Source organism: Oerskovia sp. PE-21s (assembly GCF_056158145.1).
The window spans coordinates 541,425-564,308 of sequence record NZ_JBUXJM010000001.1 but is presented as its reverse complement, the minus strand read 5'-3'; the positions used below and the strand labels follow the sequence as shown (position 1 = coordinate 564,308).

Sequence of the window (22,884 nt, the reverse complement as noted above, 5' to 3'; positions counted from 1 at the left end):
TGTCCCTGCTCGACGGGCGTTCCGCACCCAGTAACGTGTGTGATCGTGAACATCCACCCGCCCTCCGGTTCCCAGATCCACATCGAGCACAGTGACCACCGTGCCACGCTCACGGAGGTCGGTGCGACCGTCCGGACGTACTCGGTCGCCGGCCGGGACGTCTTCACCCCTTTCGGCGAGGACGAGATCGCCCCCGCGTCGCACGGGGCCGTATTGCTCCCCTGGCCCAACCGCCTGCGCGACGGGCAGTACACGTTCGACGGGATCGAGCACCAGCTCCCGGTCACCGAGGTGCCGCGGAGCACTGCCATCCACGGCCTGGTGTGCTGGGAGCGCTGGGACGTCGTCGAGCAGTCCCCCTCGGCCGTGACCTTCGAGCTGCACCTCGTCCCCACGCCCGGCTACCCGTTCGCCCTCGTGGCCCGCGTCACGTACGCGCTGAGCGACGCGGGGCTGCGCGTCACGGCCCGCACGACGAACGTGGGCACGACCGACGCACCCTACGGCGTCGGGTTCCACCCGTGGCTGTCCCCCGGCGACGCATCGGTCGACGAGTGCACGCTGCGCCTCGACGCGCGCACGCGCGTCACCACGGACGATCGGCTGCTGCCGACGGGCACCGAGCCCGCGGCGGGCGACTACGACCTGCGTGAGCCCCGCCTGCTCGCGGGCATCGACCTCGACGACGCGTACGTCGACGTCCTGCGGGACGAGGACGACCTGTCCTGGATGCGCCTGGCCGCTCCCGACGGCCGCACGGCAGCGGTGTGGATGGACCCCTCGATGGGCACGTGGCAGGTGTGCACCGGCGACCACGTCTCGGCGGCCGGGTACCGGCGCACGGGGGTCGCGGCCGAGCCCATGAGCTGCGTCGCGGACGCGTTCCGGACGGGCGAGCGCCTCGTCCGGCTCGCCCCCGGGGCCTCGCACGAGGCCGTGTGGGGTGCGACGCTCCTCTGACGCGATGCCGCCCGACCGGCCGGACATCCCGCACGGGAGCCCGGTCGTGACAGACAATGGTGCGCGAGCGAACGAGGAGCACATCACCGTGGGAGAACCTGAAGTACGGATCTGCGTGGTCGGCGACGAGCTGAGCGCGGGCGTCGGCGACGCCAAGGGCCTCGGCTGGGCCGGGCGCGTGGTCGCGCGCACCCGTTTCCCGGGGACGGCGATGATCTTTCCTCTCGCGATCCCGGGCGAGACGACGACGGCGATGAGCCAGCGCTGGGACGCCGAGACGACCAGGCGTTTCGACCACGACCCCGAGGCCGACAACCGGCTCGTCCTCGCCCTGGGCCGTCACGACCTCGACGCGGGCCTGTCGGTCGCGCGGTCGCGCCTGAACCTGGCGAACGTCCTGGACGTGGCCGAGCACCGTCGTCTGCCGACGTTCGTCGTCGGCCCGCCGCCGGGCCGTCCCGAGGACAACGACCGGGTCGCCGAGCTCTCGGCGGCCTTCGCGGACGTGGCCAACCGGCGGCGCGTCCCGTACGTCGACACGTTCACGCCCCTGGTCACGCACGAGCAGTGGCTCGCGGACCTCGCGACGAGCGGCGGCGGGTACCCGGGCCAGGCGGGCTACGGCCTCATGGCCTGGCTCGTCCTGCACACGGGCTGGCACGCGTGGCTCGGCCTGCCCGACGACGTCACGTAGGCCGGGCGTCCGGCCCGCCGAGGGCGACGCTCCCGCCCGCCGAGGGTGGCCGGACCGGGCTGATGCGACGACAGCGGCCTGCGGCCGCCCCGTGCAGGGGCGACCGCAGGCCGCTGTCACGTCTCCGGGCGCAGGCCGCCCGGTGTCGTCAGCCCCGCGAGACCGTGAGGTTGCCCGAGACCGTGCTGACCGACACGTAGGCGCCGCTCGTGCCCTCGGAGTGGTCCACGGACGTGGTGCGGGACTGCGCGCTGGGGACGGGGGCGCCGTCGAGCACGACCTTGCCCGTGACCGCGCGCGCCTTGAGGTTGACCCCCGCGCCCTCGCTCAGTCGCAGCGTGACGTCGCCCGAGACGGTCTTAGCGGTCACGAGAGGTGTCGTCTCGCGGGCCTCCACGACCACGTCCCCGGTGACCGTGCTGATCGTGACCCGTCCGAGCGCGCCCTCGGCCTCGACGCGGCCCGAGGCGGTGCCGACCTTGACGTCCCCGTCGTGCGTGGTGACGGCGACGCGGCCCGCGACGGTCTTGACCGAGAGCGGACCCACGGTGTCGGTCACGGTGACCGCCCCGTCGGCAGTCGTGACCGACACGGGGGCGCGCGTCCCGCTGACGGTCGCCGCCGCACGCGCGGTCGCGATCTTGACGGGCAGGTGCGCCGGGAGCACGACCCGCAGTGTCGCGGTGTCCTTGTCCTTCAGTCCGCGCACCCGGTCCACGACGCCCTCGACGCCGTCGAAGTCGTACGCGATCTTCAGCTCGCCCGCGTGCGTGGTGACCCGCAGGGGCCGCGGGCTCACGTCGGTCACGTCGACGGTCGCGCCGGACTCGCGGCTCGGGTCGCTCACGACCTCGACCGCCCCGTTGTTCAGGCCCACGACGAGCGACGCCACGTCGGCGACCTCGATCTGCTGCGGTGCTGCGATGACCCAGGACTCGGTTCCCATGTCGTTCTCCTTCGTCGTCTGCGTGCGGTGCTGGTTCGTGTCGTGCTGGTTCGTGTCGTGCGGGCCGTACCGGTCGACCGGACCCTCCGCCGCGGGGCCGCCCGTCACGGCAGCGTCCCCCGGACCGCCCGCCGGGCGGAGTCCAGGACCGTCCGCAACGTCTCGAGCGTCAGCTCGGTGACCGCGCTGCTCGCGTCGGCTCGCCGGAGGTCGGCGCGGACGTCGTCGCGGAACCGCTGCACCATGGCCTCGGCCTCGACACGGCGGGCGTAGGACTCGCCGCGGCGAGGGTCCGGGGTGGCGGCGGGCCGCGGGCGGACACGCGCCTCCTGGGCCGCGGCCGCGAGCTCGGCGCGCAGCCCCTGCATCGAGCCCTCGATGTCGGCGCGCAGGGCGTGCGCCCGGGTGCGCACGGTCTGGGCGATCCCGTCCTCGAGCGCCGCGACGTCCGCCCGGCGGGCCGCGACCTCGGCCCTCCCGGCGGGCGTGAGCTCGTACGTGGACTTGCGGGCGCTGTCGCTGCGCCGCACGAGGCCCTCCCCCTCGAGCCGGGCGAGGCGCGGGTAGATGGTGCCGGCGCTGGGGCGGTAGGTCCCCCCGAAGCGGTCGCTCAGCTCGGTCATGAGCTCGTAGCCGTGCTTGGGTCCGGACTCGAGCAGCGCGAGGAGGTAGAGCCGGAGCTCTCCGTGGGCGAAGACGGAGGCCATCAGCGGTCCGCCGGTCCGTCCGCGGGCCCGCCGCCGGTCCACGTCGCCCGGCTGTCCGCCGTGCCCCACGGGGCGCCGTAGCCCGGGTACGCGTCGGTCGGGGCGTCGTCGTACGACCACGGGTGGGCGCCGGTGCCGGTGGCCTGACCGGCGGGACCGTCCCACGCGGCGGCGTCCGCGGGCTCGCCGCGCAGCACCGTGACGTTCCCCGAGACCGAGTTGACCTGGAGCTTCTTTCCCGGGGTCCCGGACGGGCCGGCCTGGCGGTAGGCGCCGCCGGGCGTGCCGCGGTGCTCGACGCCGTCGACCACGAGACGACCGCTCACGCAGCGCAGCGTGTAGTCGAGGTCGTCGGGCTCGGGGACGCGCACCAGGACGTCGGCCGAGACCGCGTTGACGTTCATCACGTCGGGCGTGGCGCTCGAGTCGAGCGTGACGTTCCCGGAGACGGTGTTGAGCTTGACGTCGGTCAGCGCCCCGGAGGCCGTGAGGTCGCCCGAGACGGAGTCCATGACGAGGGTGCCCACGTGGTCGCGGACCGTGACCTCGCCCGAGACCGTGTCGACGCGGACCGCGCCTGTCGTCTGCGTCGTCATGACCGAACCGCCTACCGTGGCGACCGAGACCTTCGCCTGGGTGCCGGCGACGAGGCCGTCGCCGCGCACGGTCGCGAGCTTGACCCGCACGTGTGCGGGCACGCCGACGTAGACGTCCGCGCGGTCCTTGCCGCGGTAGTTGCGGAACGAGTCGAGGAAGCCCTGCCACCCGCCCGTGGGCGAGTACCCGACCGTGAGGCGGTCGCCGTCGAGACGCACCTCGAGCGGGCGCCCCTCGATCGAGTGGACCTCGACCCGGACGCCGGGCTCGTCGTGCACCACGACGTCGATGCGTCCGTTGAGCAGGTTCGCGTCGAGGCGGGCCACGGGCCCGACGTCGATCGTCTGCGGACCGGTCACGGTCCAGTTCTCGGTCGCCATGTCTCTCCTCGCGTTCCTGCGGTGTCCCACCCGGTCCCATGAACGCGATGTATCGCGTTTCTGGTCACACGATATATCGCGTCTTGGACCAGGACAAGCCCCAGATGTGGGAACATGGAGCAGACAGAATCCGGCGTGAGGAGCAATCATGAGCAAGCGCGGACGCAAGCGTCGCAGCCGCAAGGGCAGCGCAGCGAACCACGGCAAGCGCCCCAACGCCTGATCACGAGCCCGCCAGGGCCGCGATCACGCGCCCTGCGGGCGAGTGCGACGAAAGGGCCCGTCCTCACCTCGGTGAGGACGGGCCCTTTCGACGTTCGCGGGAGGCGGCCCGACACGGCCGCGGCGGACGGGAGGCCGGCCCGCGCAGGAGCGGAGAGGTGCCCGACGGCGTCACTCCCCGGACGGCGCGTCAGATGCCCTCGACGACCGTCGTCGTACGCAGTACGGTGAACTGCGCCTGGATGCGCAGCCGAAGCTCGACGGGAGCCTGCTCGTGGCACGAGCGGCGCACGAGCTGCTTGACCAGCTCCTCGGCGCTCAGCTCGGCCAGGCACGGCGAGCAGTGCGCGACGTGCGCACGCATGCGCACCTCGTCGTCGGAGGTCATCTCCGAGTCGAGGTACTCGTACAGGTGCTTGAGCGCGTGCTCGCACTCGGTCTCACCCTCGGTCGAGTGGGGGATCGGCACGATGACCTCGTCCTGTGCCTCCGTGCCCACGTTCTGCTGACTCACGACTCACCTCCGGGGGTCTTGGCCCCCACCAGTCCTCGGTCCTTTGCGTAGTCGCTCAGGAGATCACGCAGCTGGTGCCGACCACGGTGGAGCCGCGACATCACGGTCCCGATCGGCGTGCCCATGATCTCGGCGATCTCCTTGTACGGGAAGCCCTCGACGTCCGCGTAGTACACGGCCATCCGGCGGTCCTCCGGCAGCTCCTGGAGAGCCTTCTTCACGTCGGAGTCCGGGAGCCGGTCCAACGCCTCGGCCTCGGCCGAGCGCAACCCCTGCGACGTGTGCGACGCCGCGCGGTGGATCTGCCAGTCCTCGACGTCCTCTGCCGCGGACTGCAGCGGCTCGCGCTGCTTCTTGCGGTAGTTGTTGATGAACGTGTTGGTGAGGATCCGGTAGAGCCACGCCTTGAGGTTGGTGTCCGGGCGGTACTGGTGGAACGCCGCGAACGCCTTGGTGAACGTCTCCTGGACCAGGTCCTCCGCGTCGGTCGGGTTGCGCGTCAGGCGCAGCGCCGCCGAGTAGAGCTGGTCGAGGTACACCAGCGCGTCGCGCTCGAAGCGCGCCGAGCGGGCCGCGTCGTCCTCCGTGGAGGGGGCCCGGTGGGTGTCCTCGGCGTCATCGGCGCCCGAGAGGTCGCCTGCGCTGCTGCTGCTGATCTGGTCCGTCATCGACAACGAGCCTAGTCCTCCTGCCGGTCGGGTGTCCGCCGAGAGCGCAGAAGGTGCGACCGCGCCGAACGGCACGACCTCGAGGCTCGGTGCGGCGGGGGCGCTGACGGCCGCTTCCGCTTCCAGTACACATGTCACGCTCAGCACAACCGCCGGGTGCCCCCTGACATTCCCGCAGCCGCCTGATGCCGCGGGTCCCGCCTCCGCGGGGCGGGCGGAGGGTCAGGCGAGCCTGTGCTCAGCGAGGGCAGGCAACCATCGGGTGTGCTCGGGCGCGATCCTCGCTAGCGTGACCGCATGACGACCACGACTCCCGACTCCCGGTTCCGCACCCTCCTGCGCGAGCAGGTCGGCCACGAGCTCGACGCCCACCAGCAGTACATCGCGATCGCCGTGTGGTTCGACGCGCACGACCTGCCCCAGCTCGCCGCGCACTTCTACCGCCAGTCGGTCGAGGAGCGCAACCACGCCATGATGATCGTCCAGTACCACCTCGACCGTGACCTGGAGATCTCGATCCCCGGCACGGGCGCGGTGCGCAACGACTTCGACTCGGTGCTCGAGCCTCTCCAGCTCGCGCTCGACCAGGAGAAGCAGGTCACCGACCAGATCGAGGCCATCTTCCGCGCGGCCCGCGAGGAGGGCGACGCCCTGGGCGAGCAGTTCCTGCTGTGGTTCCTCAAGGAGCAGGTCGAGGAGGTCGCGTCCGCCACGACGCTCCTGACGGTCGCCCGCCGTGCCGGCGAGAACCTGTTCGACCTCGAGAACTACGTGGCCCGCGAGACCATCGGGGACGGCGGAGAGTCCGCGGACGCCCCCGAGGCGGCCGGCGGAGCGCTCTGACCTGACGAGCTCACGGACGGAGCCGGGCCGGTCCCGGCTCCGCCCTCGAACACCCCGCTCCCGGCGCGTGCGACCCCGAGGGTGCACGCCCGGTGGCATGCTGAGCAGCGATGGGACAGGCTGGGTCGACCGGGGGCGGCACCAGCGTCCCGGTGTCCGCCGCTCTCACCGGCACCCGCTCGACGAAGGAGACCCACCGATGCTGCTGCGTCACGTCGCGAGGCCCATGCTGGCCTCCTGGTTCATCTACGACGGCGTGCAGGCCGCCCTCAAGCCCGCGGAGCACGTGCGCGCCGCCCGGCGGGGCGTGAGCCTCGTCGGCCAGCAGCTCGGCGTCGAGGAGCCCCTCAGCGAGAAGCAGGTCTCGGCGCTCGTCCGCGCGCACGGCGCCGCGACCGCCGTGGCCGGGCTGTTCCTCGCGGTCGGCAAGGCCCCACGGACCGCGGCCCTCACGCTCGCGGCCCTGAGCGTCCCCCTCGCGGTCGTCAACCAGCCCTTCACCCCGAGCGACGTGCCTCGCGACGTGCGCACCCGCAAGTTCGTGGCCAACCTGGGCGCGATCGGCGCGGCTCTCATCGCCGGGGCCGACTACGAGGGTCGCCCCGGCGTCCGCTGGCGCGTCGACCGCGCCCGCAAGGACATCGACCTCGCCAAGAACGCCAAGCACCAGGTCGACGCGGCCAAGCACAAGGTCGAGTCCGTGACGGACAAAGCCACGCACGCCGTGACGGCGAGCACCCGCAAGGCGGGCAGGACGGCGCGACGCGCCGCGAGCTCGGCGACCGGTGCCGTCAAGGGCGCCGTCTCGCACTGACGGCACTGACGGCACGCCCGGCACGCCCGGCGCGCCCGGCACGCCCGGCGCAGCCGACGCGTCGCTCACCGCAGCCGGACCACGGCAGGTGAGCGACGCCGTCGGGCCGCGGACGGGCCCGGCCGAGGACCGGACGGAAGGCCCTTCCCGAGTCCCGGTGCCATAACCTGGGGCATGTGACCAGCGACCTTCCTGCCGCCCGCCCCGCCGAGACGACCCCCGCGCTGCCGGCGTGGCCCGCGCCCAGCCGGACGGGCACGACCGCCGGTGCCCCGCTCGACGCGACCGTCGCGGTCCCGGGCTCCAAGTCGCTCACCAACCGCCTCCTCGTGCTCGCGGCCCTCGCCGACGGGCCCGGCGTGCTGCGCGGCGCGCTCCGCAGCCGCGACACCGACCTCATGGCCGCGGCGCTGCGCGACCTGGGCGTGGGCATCACCGAGGGCGACGACCCGAGCGAGCTGCACGTGACGCCCGGCGCGCTGCACGGCCCCGCCGAGATCGACTGCGGCCTCGCCGGGACGGTCATGCGCTTCGTCCCCGCGGTCGCGGCCCTCGCCGACGGCACCGTGCGGTTCGACGGCGACGAGGGCGCTCGCGTGCGCCCCATGGGGCCCGTGCTCGACGCGCTGCGCGACCTGGGTGTGCCGGTCGAGGGCAAGGACACGCTGCCGTTCACCATCACGGGACGCGGCGCGGTGCGCGGCGGGCACGTCGACGTCGACGCGTCGGGGTCGAGCCAGTTCGTCTCGGGCCTGCTGCTCGCCGCCGCGCGCTTCGAGGAGGGCGTCACACTGCGCCACACCGGCCCGACGCTGCCGAGCGTGCCCCACATCGACATGACCGTGGAGGTCCTGCGCGAGGTCGGCGTCGAGGTCGACGACTCGCGCCCCACGATCTGGACCGTCTCCCCCGGGCCGATCGCCGCGCGCGACGTGTACGTCGAGCCCGACCTCTCGAACGCCGGGCCGTTCCTCGCCGCGGCCCTCGTGGTCGGCGGGACCGTGCGCGTCCCCGGCTGGCCCGCCGTCACGACCCAGCCGGGCGCCATGATGGCCGAGCTCCTCACCGCGATGGGCGGCCGCGCCGAGCTGGCGGACGGGGTCATGGCCGTGACCGGGACGGGCGAGATCCGCGGGATCGACGTCGACCTCCACGAGGCGGGCGAGCTCGCCCCGACCATCGCGGCCCTCGCCGCGATCGCCGACTCCCCCAGCCGCCTGCGCGGCATCGCGCACCTGCGCGGGCACGAGACCGACCGCCTGGCCGCGCTCGCGACCGAGATCACGCGCCTCGGCGGGCAGGCCGAGCAGACGCACGACGGGCTCGTCATCACGCCGCGCCCGCTGCACGGTGCCACGTTCCGCACGTACCACGACCACCGCATGGCGACCTCGGGCGCCCTCATCGGGCTGCGCGTGCCCGGCGTGCTCGTCGAGGACGTCGAGACGACCGCCAAGACCCTGCCCGGGTTCACCGCCATGTGGGACCGCATGCTGAGCGCCACGGGATCGGCGAGCTGATGGCGCGGCGCGTCCGCGACGAGTCCGACTTCCGCGACCGGGCGAGCAACAAGAACTCGCGCCCGCGGACCAAGCAGCGCCCTCAGCACGAGGACGCCGAGACCGGGCTCGTCACGGGTGTCGACCGCGGGCGCTACACGCTCCTGCTCGACGAGGACCAGCCGACCGAACGCGCCATCCTCGCGATGAAGGCGCGCGAGCTGACGCGCAACCGCGTGGTCTGCGGCGACCGCGTCGACATCGTGGGCGACACCACGGGCGAGGACGGGACGCTCGCGCGCATCGTGCGCATCCAGGAGCGCACCTCGACCCTGCGGCGCACGGCCGACGACACCGACCCGTACGAGCGCATCATCGTCGCCAACGCCGACCAGCTCGTGATCGTCACGGCCCTCGCCCAGCCCGAGCCCCGTACCCGCATGATCGACCGCTGCGTCGTGGCCGCGTACGACGCGGGCATGGACGTCCTGCTGTGCCTCACCAAGGCGGACCTCGCCGACGCGACCCCCCTGCGCGAGCTCTACGAGCCCATCGGGGTCAAGGTCGTCGTGACGCGGCGGGTGCACGACGATGCTCTCGCCGGGACCGGCACCGGCGACGGGGCTGGGCACGGCGGGCACGGCGGGCACGGCGACGAACCCGGCCACAACGCCTCCGACGCGGCCGAGGACGCGTGGCGCATCGTGCCGCTCGAGGCCGTGCGCGCCGAGCTCGAGGGCCGCACGTCGGTCCTCGTGGGCCACTCGGGCGTCGGCAAGTCGACGCTCGTCAACGCCCTGGTGCCGGACGCGTACCGGGCCACGGGCGTCGTCAACGACGTCACGGGCCGGGGGCGGCACACGTCGACGTCGGCCGTCGCGCTGCGCCTGCCCGACGCCGACGGCAACCCCGCGGGGTGGGTCATCGACACGCCCGGCGTGCGGTCGTTCGGGCTCGCCCACGTCGACGTCGAGAACCTCCTCAAGGCGTTCGACGACCTCGACGTGGTCGCCGAGGACTGCCCGCGCGGCTGCACGCACCTCGACGGGGCACCCGACTGCGCGCTCGACGACTGGCTCGAGGCGTCCCCCGAGGACGAGAAGGCGGCGCGTACCGCGCGTGTCGAGTCGTTCCGACGTCTGCTGGCGGCGCGCACCGGTACGGTGTGAGCCATGCCGACCTACGACGACGACCTGCGCCTGGCTCACGTGATCGCCGACCAGGTCGACTCGCACACCATGTCCCGCTTCAAGGCCCTCGACCTGTCCGTGGAGTCCAAGCCGGACAATACCCCGGTCAGCGACGCCGACCGCGCCGCGGAGGAGATCATCCGCAGCCACCTCTCGCGGGCCCGCGGGCGCGACGCGATCGTCGGTGAGGAGTTCGGCGAGACCGGGCACGGCGCCCGCCGGTGGATCATCGACCCGATCGACGGGACCAAGAACTTCGTGCGCGGGGTCCCGGTGTGGGCAACGCTCATCGCGCTGGCCGACGGCGACGAGATCGTCGTCGGGCTCGTGTCCGCTCCTGCCCTGGGCCGCCGCTGGTGGGCAGCGAAGGGCACGGGCGCGTGGAGCGGCCGCTCGCTCGCGGCCGCGAGCAGGCTGCGCGTCTCGCAGGTCGGCAAGCTGGACGACGCCTCGCTGTCGTACTCGTCGCTGTCCGGGTGGGAGGAGCGCGGCAAGCTCGACGCGTTCCTCGACCTGACCCGCGAGACCTGGCGCACGCGGGCCTACGGCGACTTCTGGTCCTACATGCTCGTGGCCGAGGGGGCCGTGGACGCGGCCGCGGAGCCCGAGCTCGAGCTCTACGACATGGCGGCACTGGTCCCCATCGTCACCGAGGCCGGCGGGACGTTCACGTCCCTCGACGGCGCGCCCGGTCCGTGGGGCGGCAACGCGGTCGCCACGAACGGCCTGCTCCACGACGAGATCCTGGGCCGCCTCTCCTGACCCTGCCGGCCGGGCGGCTGCCCCGCTGCCCGCTCGCCCGGCTGCCCGCTCGCCCGGCTCGCCGGGCGCCCGGCGGACGAGAACGGACCTGAGGTCGTCATCCGGTGGATGGCGGCCTCAGGTCCGTTCTCGGCACCTGCTACCGCAAGGTCACTTGGCGCGGGGGACGCTCTTGAGCTCCGACCAGTCGTACCAGAGCAGGTCGCGCTCGCTCACGCGGTCGAGCGCGGCGTCGAGGTCCTCGTCGCGGTCCTCGTCGGCGGCCGCGAAGACCTCGGCGATGTCCGTCGCGGCCTCGGGCTCGTCGACGTGGACGCACACGATGCGCACCTCGGGGATGGACGCCGTGACGTCGACCGCGCTGGGCGCGAGGTCGTCGGCAGACTCGTCGTCGCCGGGCTGGGTCAGCGCGACCATCTCGTCGGGCACCTCGACCGTGACGACGAGACGCTGACGCGGGGCGCCGACGCGACCGGCGATGAGCGCGAGGGAGTCGTCGGCGGCCTCGAGGGCCGCGGCGAACTCCAGCCCCTCCTCGTCCTCGTCGGGCAGCTCGCGGGAGAGGGCGGACGTGACGGCGTGGGCGGCTCGCGGAGCGAGGGACCAGACGGCCTCGTCGCCGGTCACGGTGACGGCGTCGAGCTCGTCGACGGTGGCGGGAACGTAGATGCGCATGGGATCAGTGTGCCGGTTCCGGGACGCGTTCGCGTGGTCCGCCCGGCGCGGTCGTGCCAGGGACGGCACCGACGTCCGTCCGTACGCGCTGCGCGAGCTCCGCGACGGCCCGACGGACCAGGGTCTCGGGTGCGTGCTCGGCGAGCGTCCTGCCCGCGAGCAGCGCCGCGTCGAGGGTCACCCGGTCGTCCGGGACGACGTGCAGGTCCGTGACCCCGCCGTACCGGCCGAGCGCCTCGCGCACCGCCGCCTCGGGCCGGGGGCCGGCCGCCGAGGACCTGACCCGGTTCGCGACCACGATCCGCAGCGCACCGCTCGTCGCGCCGCTGTCCGCGAGGTCTCCCAGTCCGCGGACGAGCCGTTGGATCCCCACCGCGTCCGAGCCGCCGACGACCAGCACGACGTCTGCCGCCGCGAGCGCGCTGAGCGTCGCCCCGTTGCGCTGCGGGGCGCGCGTGTCGTAGGACAGCAGCTCGTCCTGCTCGAGCCCGAACCCGCAGTCGATCACGGTCCAGTCGGCCAGCGCCCGGGACAGCTCCCAGACGACGTCGAGCGAGGTCGGCGGGAGCTCGGGCCAGCGCGCGGCGCGCGAGATGCCGGTCAGGACGCGCAGTCGCGGCACGACGAGCGGGGCCAGGCGTGCCAGGCCCGCGAGCTCGAGGGTGCCCTGCCCCGCGCTGCGGGCCGCCGCCGCGAGCCCTGGTGACTCGTCGAGCAGACCGAGGTGCTGGGCGACGGACCCTGCGTAGGTGTCTGCGTCGACCAGGAGGACCTCGTCGGTCCGGCTCCCGTCCGTGCCCGACGGCGCGCCTCGCCCTCGGCGTCGACGTCGCCCGCCGCTGTGCGCCCGCCGGTCGCCCGCACCGGCCAGCTCGGCCGCGAGGTGCACCGCGAGCGTCGTCCGCCCGGGGGCCCCGGTCGGACCCCAGACCGCGACGACCTTGCCCCGCCGCCGGACCCGGCCATCGCCCGTCCCGCCCTGTCCACCGGGGACGTCTCCCGGTGGCGGTCCTCCCCCGTCGTCGTGGCGTCCGCGTCCGTGCGCCTCGTCGCGGACCGTCGCGACGAGGACCGTGCTCGGGGTGTCCTCGTCGAGGACGACGTCGACGCCCACGGCGCGGAGTCGGTCCGCGACCCAGTCCTGGTCCCCGGCGAGCGCGACGACCCGCACGCCGCACGCGTGCAGGTGCGCGACCGTCTCGAGGTTGATCCCGGGGAGGTCGGCCGAGATGATCGCGGCCGTGCCCGCGCCGGCCCCGGCCGCGGCGAGGAGCTCCGTGAGGTCCGCGCACCGACGGGCCACGGAGACTCCGGACCCGGGCGCCGTGAGCGCCGTGACGACCGCGGTCTCACCGCTGCCGCGCACCGCGCACAGCACGGCGGCGACCGGGAGGGTCGCATCCGCGGTCATGCTCCACCCCCGGGGACGGGCACGACCGCGATCTCGCCCTCGGCCGCGAGCGCGGCCAGGACTCCGGGGAGGTCGTCCGTGGGCACCAGCACGTGGAGCGTGGTCGGCCCTCCCGTCACGAGCGTCCCCGAGGTCTCCGCGACCTGAGCGACCACGACCTGCGAGGCGAGCGCGTACGGCTCGCGCGCGCCCTCCCCGACACCCTTCTCGCCCGCGCCGGCCACGCTCCCGTCCTCGACTGCCGGGATGAACCAGACGTCCACCAGCGTGCCGTCCGTGACCCTGTCCGACAGCGCGGCGGTGACCGGGACCGCCACGGCGCGAACGGCCAGCTCTGCCGCCCCGCCCACCGCGGTGCGGGCCACGAGCTCACCGTCGCCCACGACCCGCAACGCCACCAGGTCGTCGGGGAGCGCCTGCCCGGCGGGGAAGTACTTCTCGTCCCCGGACCCGAGGCGCACCTCGACGGTCCGGAGGCTGCTCGCGTCGACCGGCTCACCCGGCGTGAGCGGTCCGGCTGCGGCGTAGACGGCGACGGTCCGACCGGCCGAGGACACGGCCCACGAGCCGAGGGCGACCGAGGCGGCGACGAGCACGAGACCGAGGAGGAGGCGAGGGTCCCGCCAACCGGGGCGCCGCAGCCGGGCGACGGTGGGGGTCGGCAGCGGGTCGAGGGTGCTCGTCATGAGGGTCCGTTTCGTCGTCGGGCGGATCGGGCGGTCTGGGTCGGGCGCCACGCCCCGGAGCCGCGGGCACCCCGGGGACTGGGAGCCATCATGCCGAGCGGAGCGTGGGGACGGGGCGAGCAAGGCATCGCCTGTGGACAACCAGGACCGGTATCGGCGCCGTGAAAGACTGTGGCCATGTCACAGCGCTTCCTCACCCTCGCGGACGTCACGGAGGAGCTCAACATCTCGGCGGCCCAGGCGTACGCCCTGGTCCGCAGCGGTGAGCTCCCCGCGATCCAGGTCGGCGGACGAGGCCAGTGGAGGGTCGAGGCCAGCGAGCTCGAGGGCTACATCCAGCGCATGTACGCCCAGACGCGTACCCGCATCGACGCGGGCGACTTCGAGTCCTGACCCCCCGCCGCGTACCGCTGCCCGCCGTCGGCGCGGCATGCACCCCACGCGGCGCGCTCCCCTGCTCCCCCTGCATCCGATCCGCCCCTGGTCTCGCCTAGGTCTCGCTCACGCACACGAGCGCGACGAACGGGACGACGTGACTCGCCCGGGCGCCGCCCGAGGTGGCCAAGAGGTCCAGGTGGTCCTTGCCGACCCGCGCGACACGACCGTCGAGCTCGCCGGCGAGCGTCCGCACGTGGACGACGGCACGGTCTCGCATGAGCGTCCTCAGCAGGGCGGGAAGCCCGCGCCCGGCTCCCGTGCCCGAGGGGCCGCGGACGGCGTGCGTGGCGAGCCCGTCGATCACCGTGGCCGCGAGCAGGGGTACGACGTACCGCCGGTTCCCGTCCTCGAGCAGGAACCAGTCGGACGCGACCGCTCTGACCTGTCCGGTCAGCCGCGACCCGTCGGTGAGCCGCACACCGAGCGGCGGGCCGAGCACGCTCGCGCGGAGTCGGTCCCCGAGCGTGATCGTGGCCTGCTCGGCACGCGTGAGGTCCGCGAGCACGTGGGCGTCGGCCTGGGCGTCGCCGGCGTCGAGCTGTGCCACGAGGTCGGCGAACAGCAGGTCCCAGCGCACGCCCACACCGTAGCGGCAGGCCCGGGGGTTTCGTCCAGGGGTGTCCGAACTACGAACCTCCTGTGGACAACAGAAGTGCGATCTAGTTTGATGTAGCACTATCAAACTGCATCAAACGCGATGATCGCTCCGAGCACGGACCCGACGTCGTCGTCCATCTTCAGGGGGAAGCATGGCGCACCATCCCGGACCCGGCCGAGCGAGCGCGCGGGTCGTGCCACGACAGGGGCCACGGCTGGCCGCTCTGCTCGCCCTCGCGACCGCCGCGGGCCTCGTCGGCGTCCTGCTGGCCCTGCGAGCCCTGTCCGTCGCAGGCGACCTCCCCAGCCCTCGCTTCGAGACCTATCTGGAGATCCCGCTCGTCGGCGCGGGAAGCCTGCTCGCGGCCTGGGTGTCTCTCAGCTCCGCGCTCGCCGCGTCGTGCGTCCTCGTGCGAGGCGTGGGCCGCCGGTGGGCAGCAGGAGAACGACTCGTGCTGCTGCACGCCCCGGTCCTCGTCCGCCGGCTCGCCGGCTCCGGAGTCGCGGTGTCGATCGGGGCCGGGCTCGTCCTGGGGGCAGGGAGCGCCCAGGCTGTGGAGACCGAGCCCGCGGAGCCCGCGACGAGCACCGCCGTCGTCGATCTGGGATGGCAGAGCACCGCTCCCGCGCCCACCGGCACCGCTGACCCTGCGAGCCACGGTGCCGGACCGTCGGTCGTTCCGCTCGCCCCCGCCGCAGACGAGAAGCCCGAGGCGCTGCGCTCACCCGACGAGTCTCGGGACGGGGGCACCACCGACGCCGCGACCGATACCTCGGCGATCGACCCCGCGCCCCCCGTCCCCTCCGTCACGGACGGCGCGCCCGAGGCGGCCTCGGTGGGCGAGGCACCGCGCACCCACGACACGGGCGCCTCCGCCCCGACCCCGTCGCCCGCAGGGGCAGAGCCGGGTGGGCCGAACCCTGGCCATGTCCCGCTCAGCGGCCTGATGGGCGGCACGCAGCACGCCGCACCCGCCCAGTCCGCCGGGGTCGCTCCGCTTGCCCCGCCCCAGCCCGGAGGCGCAACCCCGGGCGGCTCCCTGGCCGCCGTCCCGTCGTCCGTCGCGCAGACCGACGCCTCGAGCGTCTCGGTCGTGGTCCTGCGCGGCGACACCCTCTGGTCCCTCGCCGAACGAGCCCTCGGACAAGGCGCGACCGACGCCCAGATCACCGTCGAGTGGCAGCGCTGGTACGCGGCGAACCTGGACGTCATCGGTCAGGATCCGGACCTCATCCGACCAGGACAGGTGCTGCAGGCCCCTCTCACCGCCTGACCTCAGCGCAGGCACGCACGGCCCTCCGCTCCACGCCAAGAACCCCGTACACCGTCCCACCGGGCGTCTCTCGACGCGCCGGCCCTCGCCGACCCCAGGAGAACGCCATGTCGACCACCACCGTCCGCCAGCACCCCCGCACGCTCCGTTCCGGTGCGACGCCGCGACTCGCCGGCCCGGCCACCCTGCCTCGCGCGGTACCACGGACGCCGCGCGTCCTGACCTTCGGCGGCGCTCCGCAGTTCCCGGTCGCCGAAGACCTCGCCGACAACGGTCGACCCGTGACGTCGACGCCGGACCTCCCGTTGCCGGACCCGACGTCGATCTGCTGCTCGGTCGTCCGGGCCGCGGTCGAGGTCCTGCGCGGTGAGCGTCCCGTGGCCCAGCTGCAGCGGTGGCTCGCCCCGGACGTGTTCGACGCCCTGGGGCGACGCGCACTGCTGATGCAGGGAGCGGCCGGCGTGGACGCCGCCGCGCGGCCCGTCGCGATCCGTCGTGCGCGGCTCGTGCGTCTCGGCGACACGACGGCAGAGGCCACGGTCGTCCTGGAGGACATGGACAGAGTGCGAGCGGCGGCCCTCCGACTCGAGGCCCGACGCGGCGTGTGGCGCGTCGTGGTCCTCGAGATCGGCTGACCGCCGCTCGCGGGTGTCCTCGTGGAGAGGGCTACTCCTCTTCGTTCAGACCGTGGCAGAGCTTGTACTTCTTGCCCGAGCCGCAGGGGCACTTGGCGTTGCGGGGCGTGCCGGGGAACGTGCGCCCGTCCCCCTCGACCGCGGTGGCCTCGCCGTGCAGGGCGCGGCGGGCGCGGCGCGAGCCGTCTCCTGAGACCACGGCCTGACCCGAACCGTCGTCGGACGGAGCCGAGTACTGCAGCGGCACCTGCTCGGTCGGGCCGTCGAGACCCTTCGCGATGAGCGTCGGCTCGGCCTTGGGGGCAGGTGCGACCGGCGCGTCCACGATCTCGTCGTCGACGGGTGCGTCCTCGACAGGCCGGTCTGCGTCGGCCTGCGCCGCCGCCTGGACCCGTGCCCCCTCGGCCGCCTTGGCGTCCGCCGCAGCCTTCGCCGCGGCTCCGGCCGCCGCAGCAGCCCCCGCGGCCCCGGCCGTGCCGCCGAACGCCTGACCGGCCACCGACTGCGCGGCAGCCGCGGCCGACACCGGGTTGACCGGCGACGCGTCGGGCTCGGCGACCTTGACCTCGAGGTTGAACAGGAAGCCGACCGACTCCTCCTTGATGGCCTCGGTCATGGCCTGGAAGAGCTGGAAGCCCTCGCGCTGGTACTCGACCAGCGGGTCGCGCTGCGCCATGGCGCGCAGGCCGATGCCCTCCTTGAGGTAGTCCATCTCGTAGAGGTGCTCGCGCCACTTGCGGTCCAGCACCGAGAGCACCACGCGGCGCTCGAGCTGACGCATGTTCGAGCTGCCCAGCGACGCCTCGCGGTCCTGGTAGGCCACGCGGGCGTCGGACAGGATCTCCTCGAGGATCAGCTCACGCGTCAGACGCGTGGCTCCCCCGGCCTGCTCGAGCACCTCGTCGACCTCGATCGAGACCGGGTACACCGCGCGCAGCGCCGTCCACAGCGCCTCGAGGTCCCAGTGCTCCGGGTTGCCCTCGGACGTGGCGCCGTCGACGTAGGCCGTGACGACGTCCGTGATGAAGTGCTGGACCTGCTCCTGCATGTCCTCGCCCTGGAGCACGCGGCGACGCTCGTCGTAGATGACGGTGCGCTGGCGCGAGAGGACGTCGTCGTACTTGAGGACGTTCTTGCGGATCTCGAAGTTGCGCGCCTCGACCTGTCCCTGCGCGCTCGCGATGCCGCGCGTGACGATCTTCGACTCGAGGGGCACGTCGTCGGGGAAGCCCGCGCGGTTCATCATGGACTCGGCGAGACCCGAGTTGAACAGGCGCATCAGGTCGTCCTGCATCGACAGGTAGAAGCGGGACTCGCCCGGGTCGCCCTGACGGCCGGAACGGCCACGGAGCTGGTTGTCGATACGGCGCGACTCGTGGCGCTCGGTGCCCAGGACGTAGAGCCCGCCGAGCTCGGTGACCTCGTCGTGCTCCGCGGCCACGGCGGCCTTGGCGCGCTCGACGGCCTCGGGCCACGCGGCCTCGTACTCCTCGGGGTTCTCCGCGGCGTCGAGCCCGCGCGCGGCGAGGTCGGCGACCGCCATGAACTCGGCGTTGCCACCGAGCATGATGTCGGTACCACGGCCGGCCATGTTGGTCGCGACAGTGACCGAGCCCTTGCGGCCCGCCTGCGCGACGATCGCGGCCTCGCGCTCGTGCTGCTTGGCGTTGAGGACCTCGTGCGGGACGCCCTGCTTCTTGAGCTTCGAGGACAGGAGCTCGGACTTCTCGACGCTCGTGGTGCCGACCAGGACCGGCTGCCCCTCGGCGTGGCGCTCGACGATGTCCGCGACCACGGCGTCGAACTTGCCCTCCTCGTTCTTGTACACGAGGTCGGGCTGGTCCACGCGCTGCATCTTGCGGTTCGTGGGGATGGGCACGACGCCCAGCTTGTACGTGCCCTGGAACTCGGCGGCCTCGGTGTCAGCCGTACCGGTCATCCCGGAGATCTTGTCGTACAGGCGGAAGTAGTTCTGGAGCGTGATCGTGGCGAGCGTCTGGTTCTCCGCCTTGATCTGCACGCCCTCCTTGGCCTCGATCGCCTGGTGCATGCCCTCGTTGTAGCGGCGGCCCGCGAGGATACGGCCCGTGTGCTCGTCGACGATCATGACCTCGCCGTTGAGCACGACGTAGTCCTTGTCGCGCTTGAAGAGCTCCTTGGCCTTGATCGCGTTGTTGAGGAACCCGATGAGCGGCGTGTTGAGCGACTCGTACAGGTTCTCGATGCCGAGGTAGTCCTCGACCTTCGCGATGCCGGGCTCGAGCACGCCGATGGTGCGCTTCTTCTCGTCGACCTCGTAGTCGGTCTCCGGGCTCAGGCGGCGGACCACCTTGGCGAACTCGCCGTACCAGCGGTTCGCGTCGCCCGACGCGGGGCCCGAGATGATGAGCGGGGTACGTGCCTCGTCGATGAGGATCGAGTCGACCTCGTCGACGATCGCGAAGTTGTGGCCGCGCTGCACCAGGTCGTCGGTGCTCCACGCCATGTTGTCGCGCAGGTAGTCGAACCCGAACTCGTTGTTCGTGCCGTACGTGATGTCCGCGGCGTACTGCTCGCGACGCACAGCGGGCGTCTGACCGGAGATGATGCAGCCGGTCGTGAGGCCGAGGGCGCGGAAGACGCGGCCCATCAGGTCGCTCTGGTACTTGGCCAGGTAGTCGTTGACCGTGACGACGTGCACGCCCTTGCCCGTGAGCGCGTTGAGGTACGCGGGGAAGGTGCCGACGAGGGTCTTGCCCTCACCGGTCTTCATCTCGGCGATGTTCCCCAGGTGCAGGGCCGCGCCGCCCATGAGCTGCACGTCGTAGGCGCGCTGCCCGAGGGTGCGGCGGGCGGCCTCACGGACCGCGGCGAACGCCTCGGGGAGGATCTCGTCGAGCGTCGCGCCGTTCTCGAGCCGTTCCTTGAACCGGTCGGTCTCCTCGCGCAGCTCCTCGTCGGTCAGGTCCTCGAAGCTGGGCTCCAGCTTGTTGACCTGCTCTGCCAGGCCGGACAACTTCTTCAGGATCCGGCCCTCGCCGAAGCGCAGGACCTTCTCGAGGATCGCAGGCACGCAGTACTCCCGTATCGATCGCGCCCCCGGGCCGGACGGTCCGGGGCGAATGCGAGGCGACCACCTGGCGGCAGTCGGCTGGATCACACCACAGACCATCGTAGGCGAGTCCGGCAGGTGGGTGGGCTTCTGTCCGGTACCTGTGGTTTCGCTCTACGGCGAAAGTGGCTGTACGCCCCGCGTGGCCTACCCGGCCGCCCCGGCGTCGACCCGCCCGACCTCGGCCGCGAGCGCCGGCGCCAGGTCCCCCGACGGCCCGACGACGACGTCCGCCATCCCGAGCCAGGTCGCCATGAGGCGGAGCTCGGCCGCGAGAGCCGGCGCGGTGTCGGCGTCGGCGTGCTCCTCACGGTGCGCCGACAGCACGCGGAGCAGCCCGGCGCGACGGTCCGCCTTGAGGTCGACCTTCGCGGTGATGCGGTCACCCTGGAGGAACGGCAGCACGTAGTAGCCGTGGACCCGCTTGGCCGCAGGCACGTAGATCTCGATGCGGTAGTACGTGCCGAAGAGCCGTTCGAGGCGCGTGCGCTCGAAGACGAGAGGGTCGAAGGGGCTGAGCAGAGCGCGCCCCTGGGCGCGGCGCGGGAGGGCGGCGTCGCGGTGCAGATAGGTGACCTCGTCCCAGCCTCGGACCTCGACGGGACGGAGCACGCCGTCCTCGACGAGCTCGGCCAGCGCGCGGCGCGGGGCCGGTCCCTTGAGCCGGAAGTAGTCCTGGAAGCAGCGCAGCGTCCCGACGCCGTGCGCCCGTGCCCCGATCTCCAGCAGGCGGCGGACCGCGTCCTCGTCGCTCACGGCCGGTGCGGCGAGGACCGCGGGCGGCAGGACCCGCTCGGTGAGGTCGTAGCAGCGCTCGAACGCCGCGTTGCGGCGCGCTGCCGTGATCTCGCCCGTGAAGAAGAGGAGCTCGAGGGCCCGCTTGGCGAGCGACCAGTTCCAGCCCCACTCCACGGTGCCGCGCGCCTCGCCCATGCCCTGGGCCTCGAGGATCTCGTGGACCTCGCTCGCCGTGACCGGCCCGCGCTCGGCCACGATCTGGCGGACGTGCTCCACGACGGCCGAGTGCGAGGCCTCGACCCCGCTGATCGTCCCCCAGGCCTCGGTACGGTACGCGCGCTGGCGCCACTCGAGGAGCCGGTAGGTCTCGGGCGGGACGTAGGACGCGACGTGCGCCCAGTACTCGACGAGCCGTCGCGGTGCGCGACCCGCCGCGCGGTCGAGCAGCGACACGTCGTACGGGCCGAGCCGCGAGTACAGCGGGACGAGGTGGGCCCGGGCCAGGACGTTGACCGAGTCGATCTGCAGGAGGCCCAACCGGTCCACGGTGCGCTGCACCTGACGCAGCGTGACCTGCCGGGGCGCGGCGTCGTCGGGCCGTGGGGCGTGCAGGCCCTGCGCGGCGAGGGCGACCCGGCGGGCCTGGGCGAGCGACAACGACTCGGTCTTCACCCGACCCATCCTGCCGCGCACCCCTGACACCCGCCCGGACGCGCCGACGGGGCGGCGCCGCCTGGTCGGCGGCGCCACCCCGTCGGGTCAGCTGGTCGTGGCGGTCAGCCCGCGTCGGACGCGGTCTTCAGGCCGCCGGCGCACGACGTGTCGAGCGCGATGACCCCGTAGCTCCAGCCGCGGCGCCGGTAGGCGACCGAGGGGCGCGCCGTCTCGACGTCGACGAAGAGGTAGAAGTCGTGGCCCACCATCTCCATCTCGTAGAGGGCGTCGTCGATCGTCATGGGCTCTGCGGAGTGGAGCTTCTGACGGATGACGACGGGCGAGTCGCCGAGCTGGGTCTCGACCGCGTCTCCCGGAGCGGCCGGGTGCTCCGGCGCGGGCTCGGGGGTCTTGTCCTCCGGGATGAACGGCCGGACGTCGACGGGCGGTGCGGGGTTGTTGTTGCGGTGGTCCTTGCGACGGTCGCTGACTCGTCGCAGCCTCTCCTGGAGCTTGTTCATGGCCAGGTCGAGTGCCCCGAACCGGTCGTCTGCTGCCGCCTCGGCGCGGACGACGGGTCCCTTGGCGCGGACGGTCAGCTCGACCCTCTCACGCACCTCGGACAGTCGGGGGTTGTTCTCGTGGGTGACCTCGACGTCGATCCGCTGGGCGGTCGGTGCGAGCTGCTCGAACTTCGCGAGCTTTTCTTCCACGTGTCGGCGGAAGCGGTCAGCCACTTCCGTGTGCCTGCCGACGACAACGATCTCCATGTGAGCCTCCGCAAAGGGTCTCGGACGCTCTCGATGCTTCCAGAGCGTCCCGTGTGGTCCTGGGTCTGGTTCCCCCGAGGGGGATCCGGAGTACCTATCACCTCCCTGCCCGAGGACCTTGCCTCGGGTCGATCGCTCTGTGGCCGCACGGGTCCCCTACCAACCGTTCCCCGTGACGACTGGTCCCCAGGTTAACCCTCCCGGTAGGTAAAGGCAGCATCTGCGGAAGATGAACTTCAGGTGGCGTGTCACCCCGCCGCGGAGGGGGCGTCGCGGCGAGCACGACCGCACCGAGGACGTCGGCACCGGCGTCTTCCAGCGCCTGCTCGCACGCCGCGAGCGTGGCCCCCGTGGTGAGCACGTCGTCCACCAGGAGGCAGGTCGCGCCAGGCCGCGGGAGGCCCCGCCGCGCCGCGCCGCGGGCGACGCGGACGCCCTGGAGGCGCGCTCCACGGCTCCTCGACCCCAGGCCCACCTGGTCCCGTCCCCGCCGCCCGCGCTGCGCCAGGACGGGGGCGGCGACCGCGTCGACCCCCGCGTCCACGAGGCCCCGGGCGACGGCGCGGGCGAGCCCCTGGACCGGCTCGGCACCCCGCGCGCGGCGCGCCGCGGCGGACGACGGTGCGGGCACGACCAGGACGCGGGACGGCGCACCTGCCCACGGTCCGCCCACCTGCCCGACGACGTCGCGCACCCAGGGCGCGACGGCCCGTCCCGCGCGGTACGCGGCCGCCTCCACGTCCCTCGAGAGGTCGTGTCGCCCCTTGTCCTTCCACGCGACCACGATCCCTCGCAGCGGGCCGGCGTACGGCGCGAGCGCCCACACCGGCAGGGGGGAGGTCCCGTCCATGCGGTCGAGCCGCGGGGCGTCGGCCTCCCTGCGCGCCGGGGCCGTCCGCAGCGCCCCGGCGCATGCCGGGCAGAGCGCGACGTCCGGGGTGCCGCAGCCCGGGCACTCGACCGGGACGAGCAGGCGCGCGAGCGTCCGCGCCCAGCCGCGCAGGGCGGCGAGAGGGCCGGTGGGACGGCCGGCTAGCGGGCCGTCGCGGCGGAGGAGGTCGGGCTGATGGGGGCGGTCGCGCACGGCCCGAGGGTGCCAGGTCGCCGCGCACCGCGCGG

Annotated in this window: 24 protein-coding genes; 11 read left to right on the top strand and 13 right to left on the bottom strand. The window is 73.3% G+C overall.

Annotated features, from left to right (window positions below):
• Positions 1 to 45: 45 nt before the first annotated feature.
• A complete protein-coding gene (locus tag ACZDYF_RS02415) occupies positions 46 to 960 on the top strand; it encodes an aldose 1-epimerase family protein (protein ID WP_475052821.1) in 915 nt (304 codons plus the stop codon).
• Positions 961 to 1,048: 88 nt separating this feature from the next.
• Entirely contained in the window at positions 1,049 to 1,654 is a 606-nt protein-coding gene (locus ACZDYF_RS02410; protein ID WP_307824175.1) for a GDSL-type esterase/lipase family protein, read from the top strand.
• Positions 1,655 to 1,802: 148 nt separating this feature from the next.
• On the opposite strand, the gene ACZDYF_RS02405 is transcribed toward ACZDYF_RS02410, so the two are convergent.
• The 3 genes from ACZDYF_RS02405 to ACZDYF_RS02395 form a co-directional block, all read right to left on the bottom strand.
• Positions 1,803 to 2,600: a DUF4097 family beta strand repeat-containing protein gene (locus ACZDYF_RS02405; protein WP_239528040.1), complete on the bottom strand. Its 798-nt coding sequence runs from the start codon at positions 2,598 to 2,600 to the stop codon at positions 1,803 to 1,805.
• 104 nt (positions 2,601 to 2,704) lie between these two features.
• Positions 2,705 to 3,307, bottom strand: a complete 603-nt coding sequence (locus tag ACZDYF_RS02400; RefSeq protein ID WP_191790816.1) for a PadR family transcriptional regulator — start codon at positions 3,305 to 3,307, stop codon at positions 2,705 to 2,707.
• A complete protein-coding gene (locus ACZDYF_RS02395) occupies positions 3,307 to 4,284 on the bottom strand; it encodes a DUF4097 family beta strand repeat-containing protein (RefSeq protein WP_364074439.1) in 978 nt (325 codons plus the stop codon). The genes ACZDYF_RS02400 and ACZDYF_RS02395 overlap by 1 nt, the downstream gene beginning before the upstream one ends.
• A 148-nt stretch (positions 4,285 to 4,432) precedes the next feature.
• On the opposite strand from ACZDYF_RS02395, the gene ACZDYF_RS02390 reads away from it, so the two are divergent.
• Positions 4,433 to 4,507: a 50S ribosomal protein bL37 gene (locus tag ACZDYF_RS02390; RefSeq protein ID WP_156968370.1), complete on the top strand. Its 75-nt coding sequence runs from the start codon at positions 4,433 to 4,435 to the stop codon at positions 4,505 to 4,507.
• Between the two features lie 189 nt (positions 4,508 to 4,696).
• Here ACZDYF_RS02390 and rsrA read toward each other — a convergent pair whose 3' ends face one another.
• Both rsrA and ACZDYF_RS02380 read right to left on the bottom strand, forming a co-directional pair.
• Positions 4,697 to 5,020, bottom strand: coding sequence for a mycothiol system anti-sigma-R factor (rsrA, locus tag ACZDYF_RS02385; RefSeq protein ID WP_191790818.1), 324 nt, complete (start codon positions 5,018 to 5,020; stop codon positions 4,697 to 4,699).
• Positions 5,017 to 5,826: a sigma-70 family RNA polymerase sigma factor gene (locus ACZDYF_RS02380; protein WP_475052814.1), complete on the bottom strand. Its 810-nt coding sequence runs from the start codon at positions 5,824 to 5,826 to the stop codon at positions 5,017 to 5,019. Before ACZDYF_RS02380 ends, rsrA begins: the two co-directional genes overlap by 4 nt.
• Before the next feature lie 159 nt (positions 5,827 to 5,985).
• Between ACZDYF_RS02380 and ACZDYF_RS02375 the strand changes: the two genes are divergently transcribed.
• The 5 genes from ACZDYF_RS02375 to hisN all read left to right on the top strand — a co-directional run bounded on the left by ACZDYF_RS02375 (position 5,986) and on the right by hisN (position 10,796).
• The gene (locus ACZDYF_RS02375) at positions 5,986 to 6,531 is read left to right on the top strand and encodes a ferritin (protein WP_191790819.1); all 546 of its coding nucleotides are present in this window, start codon (positions 5,986 to 5,988) and stop codon (positions 6,529 to 6,531) included.
• A 199-nt stretch (positions 6,532 to 6,730) separates the two neighbouring features.
• Positions 6,731 to 7,345: a DoxX family membrane protein gene (locus ACZDYF_RS02370; RefSeq protein WP_191790820.1), complete on the top strand. Its 615-nt coding sequence runs from the start codon at positions 6,731 to 6,733 to the stop codon at positions 7,343 to 7,345.
• A 176-nt stretch (positions 7,346 to 7,521) separates the two neighbouring features.
• Positions 7,522 to 8,865: a 3-phosphoshikimate 1-carboxyvinyltransferase gene (aroA, locus tag ACZDYF_RS02365; RefSeq protein ID WP_475052807.1), complete on the top strand. Its 1,344-nt coding sequence runs from the start codon at positions 7,522 to 7,524 to the stop codon at positions 8,863 to 8,865.
• The gene (gene rsgA, locus ACZDYF_RS02360) at positions 8,865 to 10,013 is read left to right on the top strand and encodes a ribosome small subunit-dependent GTPase A (RefSeq protein ID WP_475052805.1); all 1,149 of its coding nucleotides are present in this window, start codon (positions 8,865 to 8,867) and stop codon (positions 10,011 to 10,013) included. Before aroA ends, rsgA begins: the two co-directional genes overlap by 1 nt.
• A gap of 3 nt (positions 10,014 to 10,016) precedes the next feature.
• Positions 10,017 to 10,796 (top strand): histidinol-phosphatase, encoded by a 780-nt coding sequence (gene hisN, locus ACZDYF_RS02355; protein WP_400274693.1) that lies wholly within the window; start codon positions 10,017 to 10,019, stop codon positions 10,794 to 10,796.
• A 150-nt stretch (positions 10,797 to 10,946) separates the two neighbouring features.
• Here hisN and ACZDYF_RS02350 read toward each other — a convergent pair whose 3' ends face one another.
• The 3 genes from ACZDYF_RS02350 to ACZDYF_RS02340 are packed head-to-tail and all read right to left on the bottom strand — an operon-like array spanning position 10,947 to position 13,568.
• A complete protein-coding gene (locus ACZDYF_RS02350) occupies positions 10,947 to 11,471 on the bottom strand; it encodes a DUF6912 family protein (protein ID WP_191790824.1) in 525 nt (174 codons plus the stop codon).
• Positions 11,472 to 11,475: 4 nt separating this feature from the next.
• Positions 11,476 to 12,882, bottom strand: a complete 1,407-nt coding sequence (locus ACZDYF_RS02345; protein ID WP_475052800.1) for a CpaE/TadZ family protein — start codon at positions 12,880 to 12,882, stop codon at positions 11,476 to 11,478.
• A complete protein-coding gene (locus ACZDYF_RS02340; protein ID WP_475052798.1) occupies positions 12,879 to 13,568 on the bottom strand; it encodes a hypothetical protein in 690 nt (229 codons plus the stop codon). The genes ACZDYF_RS02345 and ACZDYF_RS02340 overlap by 4 nt, the downstream gene beginning before the upstream one ends.
• Positions 13,569 to 13,745: 177 nt before the next feature.
• On the opposite strand from ACZDYF_RS02340, the gene ACZDYF_RS02335 reads away from it, so the two are divergent.
• Positions 13,746 to 13,961: a helix-turn-helix domain-containing protein gene (locus tag ACZDYF_RS02335; RefSeq protein ID WP_191790826.1), complete on the top strand. Its 216-nt coding sequence runs from the start codon at positions 13,746 to 13,748 to the stop codon at positions 13,959 to 13,961.
• 97 nt (positions 13,962 to 14,058) lie between these two features.
• On the opposite strand, the gene ACZDYF_RS02330 is transcribed toward ACZDYF_RS02335, so the two are convergent.
• A complete protein-coding gene (locus ACZDYF_RS02330; protein WP_475052790.1) occupies positions 14,059 to 14,583 on the bottom strand; it encodes a hypothetical protein in 525 nt (174 codons plus the stop codon).
• Between the two features lie 172 nt (positions 14,584 to 14,755).
• On the opposite strand from ACZDYF_RS02330, the gene ACZDYF_RS02325 reads away from it, so the two are divergent.
• Together ACZDYF_RS02325 and ACZDYF_RS02320 are read left to right on the top strand one after the other, a co-directional pair.
• On the top strand, positions 14,756 to 15,877 hold the full coding sequence (locus ACZDYF_RS02325) for a LysM peptidoglycan-binding domain-containing protein (RefSeq protein ID WP_475052785.1): 1,122 nt from the start codon (positions 14,756 to 14,758) through the stop codon (positions 15,875 to 15,877).
• Positions 15,878 to 15,984: 107 nt separating this feature from the next.
• Complete coding sequence (locus ACZDYF_RS02320) at positions 15,985 to 16,512, top strand: Rv3235 family protein (RefSeq protein ID WP_475052780.1); 528 nt, start codon at positions 15,985 to 15,987, stop codon at positions 16,510 to 16,512.
• 31 nt (positions 16,513 to 16,543) lie between these two features.
• Here the strand turns inward: ACZDYF_RS02320 and secA are convergent, their stop codons facing one another.
• The 4 genes from secA to ACZDYF_RS02300 all read right to left on the bottom strand — a co-directional run bounded on the left by secA (position 16,544) and on the right by ACZDYF_RS02300 (position 22,849).
• The gene (secA, locus tag ACZDYF_RS02315) at positions 16,544 to 19,564 is read right to left on the bottom strand and encodes a preprotein translocase subunit SecA (RefSeq protein ID WP_475052777.1); all 3,021 of its coding nucleotides are present in this window, start codon (positions 19,562 to 19,564) and stop codon (positions 16,544 to 16,546) included.
• Positions 19,565 to 19,750: 186 nt separating this feature from the next.
• The gene (locus tag ACZDYF_RS02310) at positions 19,751 to 21,022 is read right to left on the bottom strand and encodes a winged helix-turn-helix domain-containing protein (protein ID WP_191790830.1); all 1,272 of its coding nucleotides are present in this window, start codon (positions 21,020 to 21,022) and stop codon (positions 19,751 to 19,753) included.
• Between the two features lie 95 nt (positions 21,023 to 21,117).
• Entirely contained in the window at positions 21,118 to 21,765 is a 648-nt protein-coding gene (hpf, locus tag ACZDYF_RS02305; RefSeq protein WP_400274695.1) for a ribosome hibernation-promoting factor, HPF/YfiA family, read from the bottom strand.
• Positions 21,766 to 21,862: 97 nt separating this feature from the next.
• Positions 21,863 to 22,849, bottom strand: a complete 987-nt coding sequence (locus ACZDYF_RS02300; RefSeq protein ID WP_475052772.1) for a ComF family protein — start codon at positions 22,847 to 22,849, stop codon at positions 21,863 to 21,865.
• Positions 22,850 to 22,884 lie beyond the last annotated feature (35 nt).

Bases quoted from the DNA above. Each gene is read 5' to 3' on its own strand.
- hisN (WP_400274693.1), top strand. From the start codon at position 10,017: ATGCCGACCTACGACGACGACCTGCGCCTGGCTCACGTGATCGCCGAC.
- ACZDYF_RS02325 (WP_475052785.1), top strand. From the start codon at position 14,756: ATGGCGCACCATCCCGGACCCGGCCGAGCGAGCGCGCGGGTCGTGCCA.
- ACZDYF_RS02310 (WP_191790830.1), bottom strand. From the start codon at position 21,022: ATGGGTCGGGTGAAGACCGAGTCGTTGTCGCTCGCCCAGGCCCGCCGG.
- ACZDYF_RS02370 (WP_191790820.1), top strand. From the start codon at position 6,731: ATGCTGCTGCGTCACGTCGCGAGGCCCATGCTGGCCTCCTGGTTCATC.
- rsgA (WP_475052805.1), top strand. From the start codon at position 8,865: ATGGCGCGGCGCGTCCGCGACGAGTCCGACTTCCGCGACCGGGCGAGC.
- ACZDYF_RS02375 (WP_191790819.1), top strand. From the start codon at position 5,986: ATGACGACCACGACTCCCGACTCCCGGTTCCGCACCCTCCTGCGCGAG.
- ACZDYF_RS02400 (WP_191790816.1), bottom strand. From the start codon at position 3,307: ATGGCCTCCGTCTTCGCCCACGGAGAGCTCCGGCTCTACCTCCTCGCG.
- ACZDYF_RS02395 (WP_364074439.1), bottom strand. From the start codon at position 4,284: ATGGCGACCGAGAACTGGACCGTGACCGGTCCGCAGACGATCGACGTC.
- ACZDYF_RS02350 (WP_191790824.1), bottom strand. From the start codon at position 11,471: ATGCGCATCTACGTTCCCGCCACCGTCGACGAGCTCGACGCCGTCACC.
- ACZDYF_RS02320 (WP_475052780.1), top strand. From the start codon at position 15,985: ATGTCGACCACCACCGTCCGCCAGCACCCCCGCACGCTCCGTTCCGGT.
- ACZDYF_RS02340 (WP_475052798.1), bottom strand. From the start codon at position 13,568: ATGACGAGCACCCTCGACCCGCTGCCGACCCCCACCGTCGCCCGGCTG.
- ACZDYF_RS02335 (WP_191790826.1), top strand. From the start codon at position 13,746: ATGTCACAGCGCTTCCTCACCCTCGCGGACGTCACGGAGGAGCTCAAC.
- hpf (WP_400274695.1), bottom strand. From the start codon at position 21,765: ATGGAGATCGTTGTCGTCGGCAGGCACACGGAAGTGGCTGACCGCTTC.
- ACZDYF_RS02405 (WP_239528040.1), bottom strand. From the start codon at position 2,600: ATGGGAACCGAGTCCTGGGTCATCGCAGCACCGCAGCAGATCGAGGTC.
- ACZDYF_RS02345 (WP_475052800.1), bottom strand. From the start codon at position 12,882: ATGACCGCGGATGCGACCCTCCCGGTCGCCGCCGTGCTGTGCGCGGTG.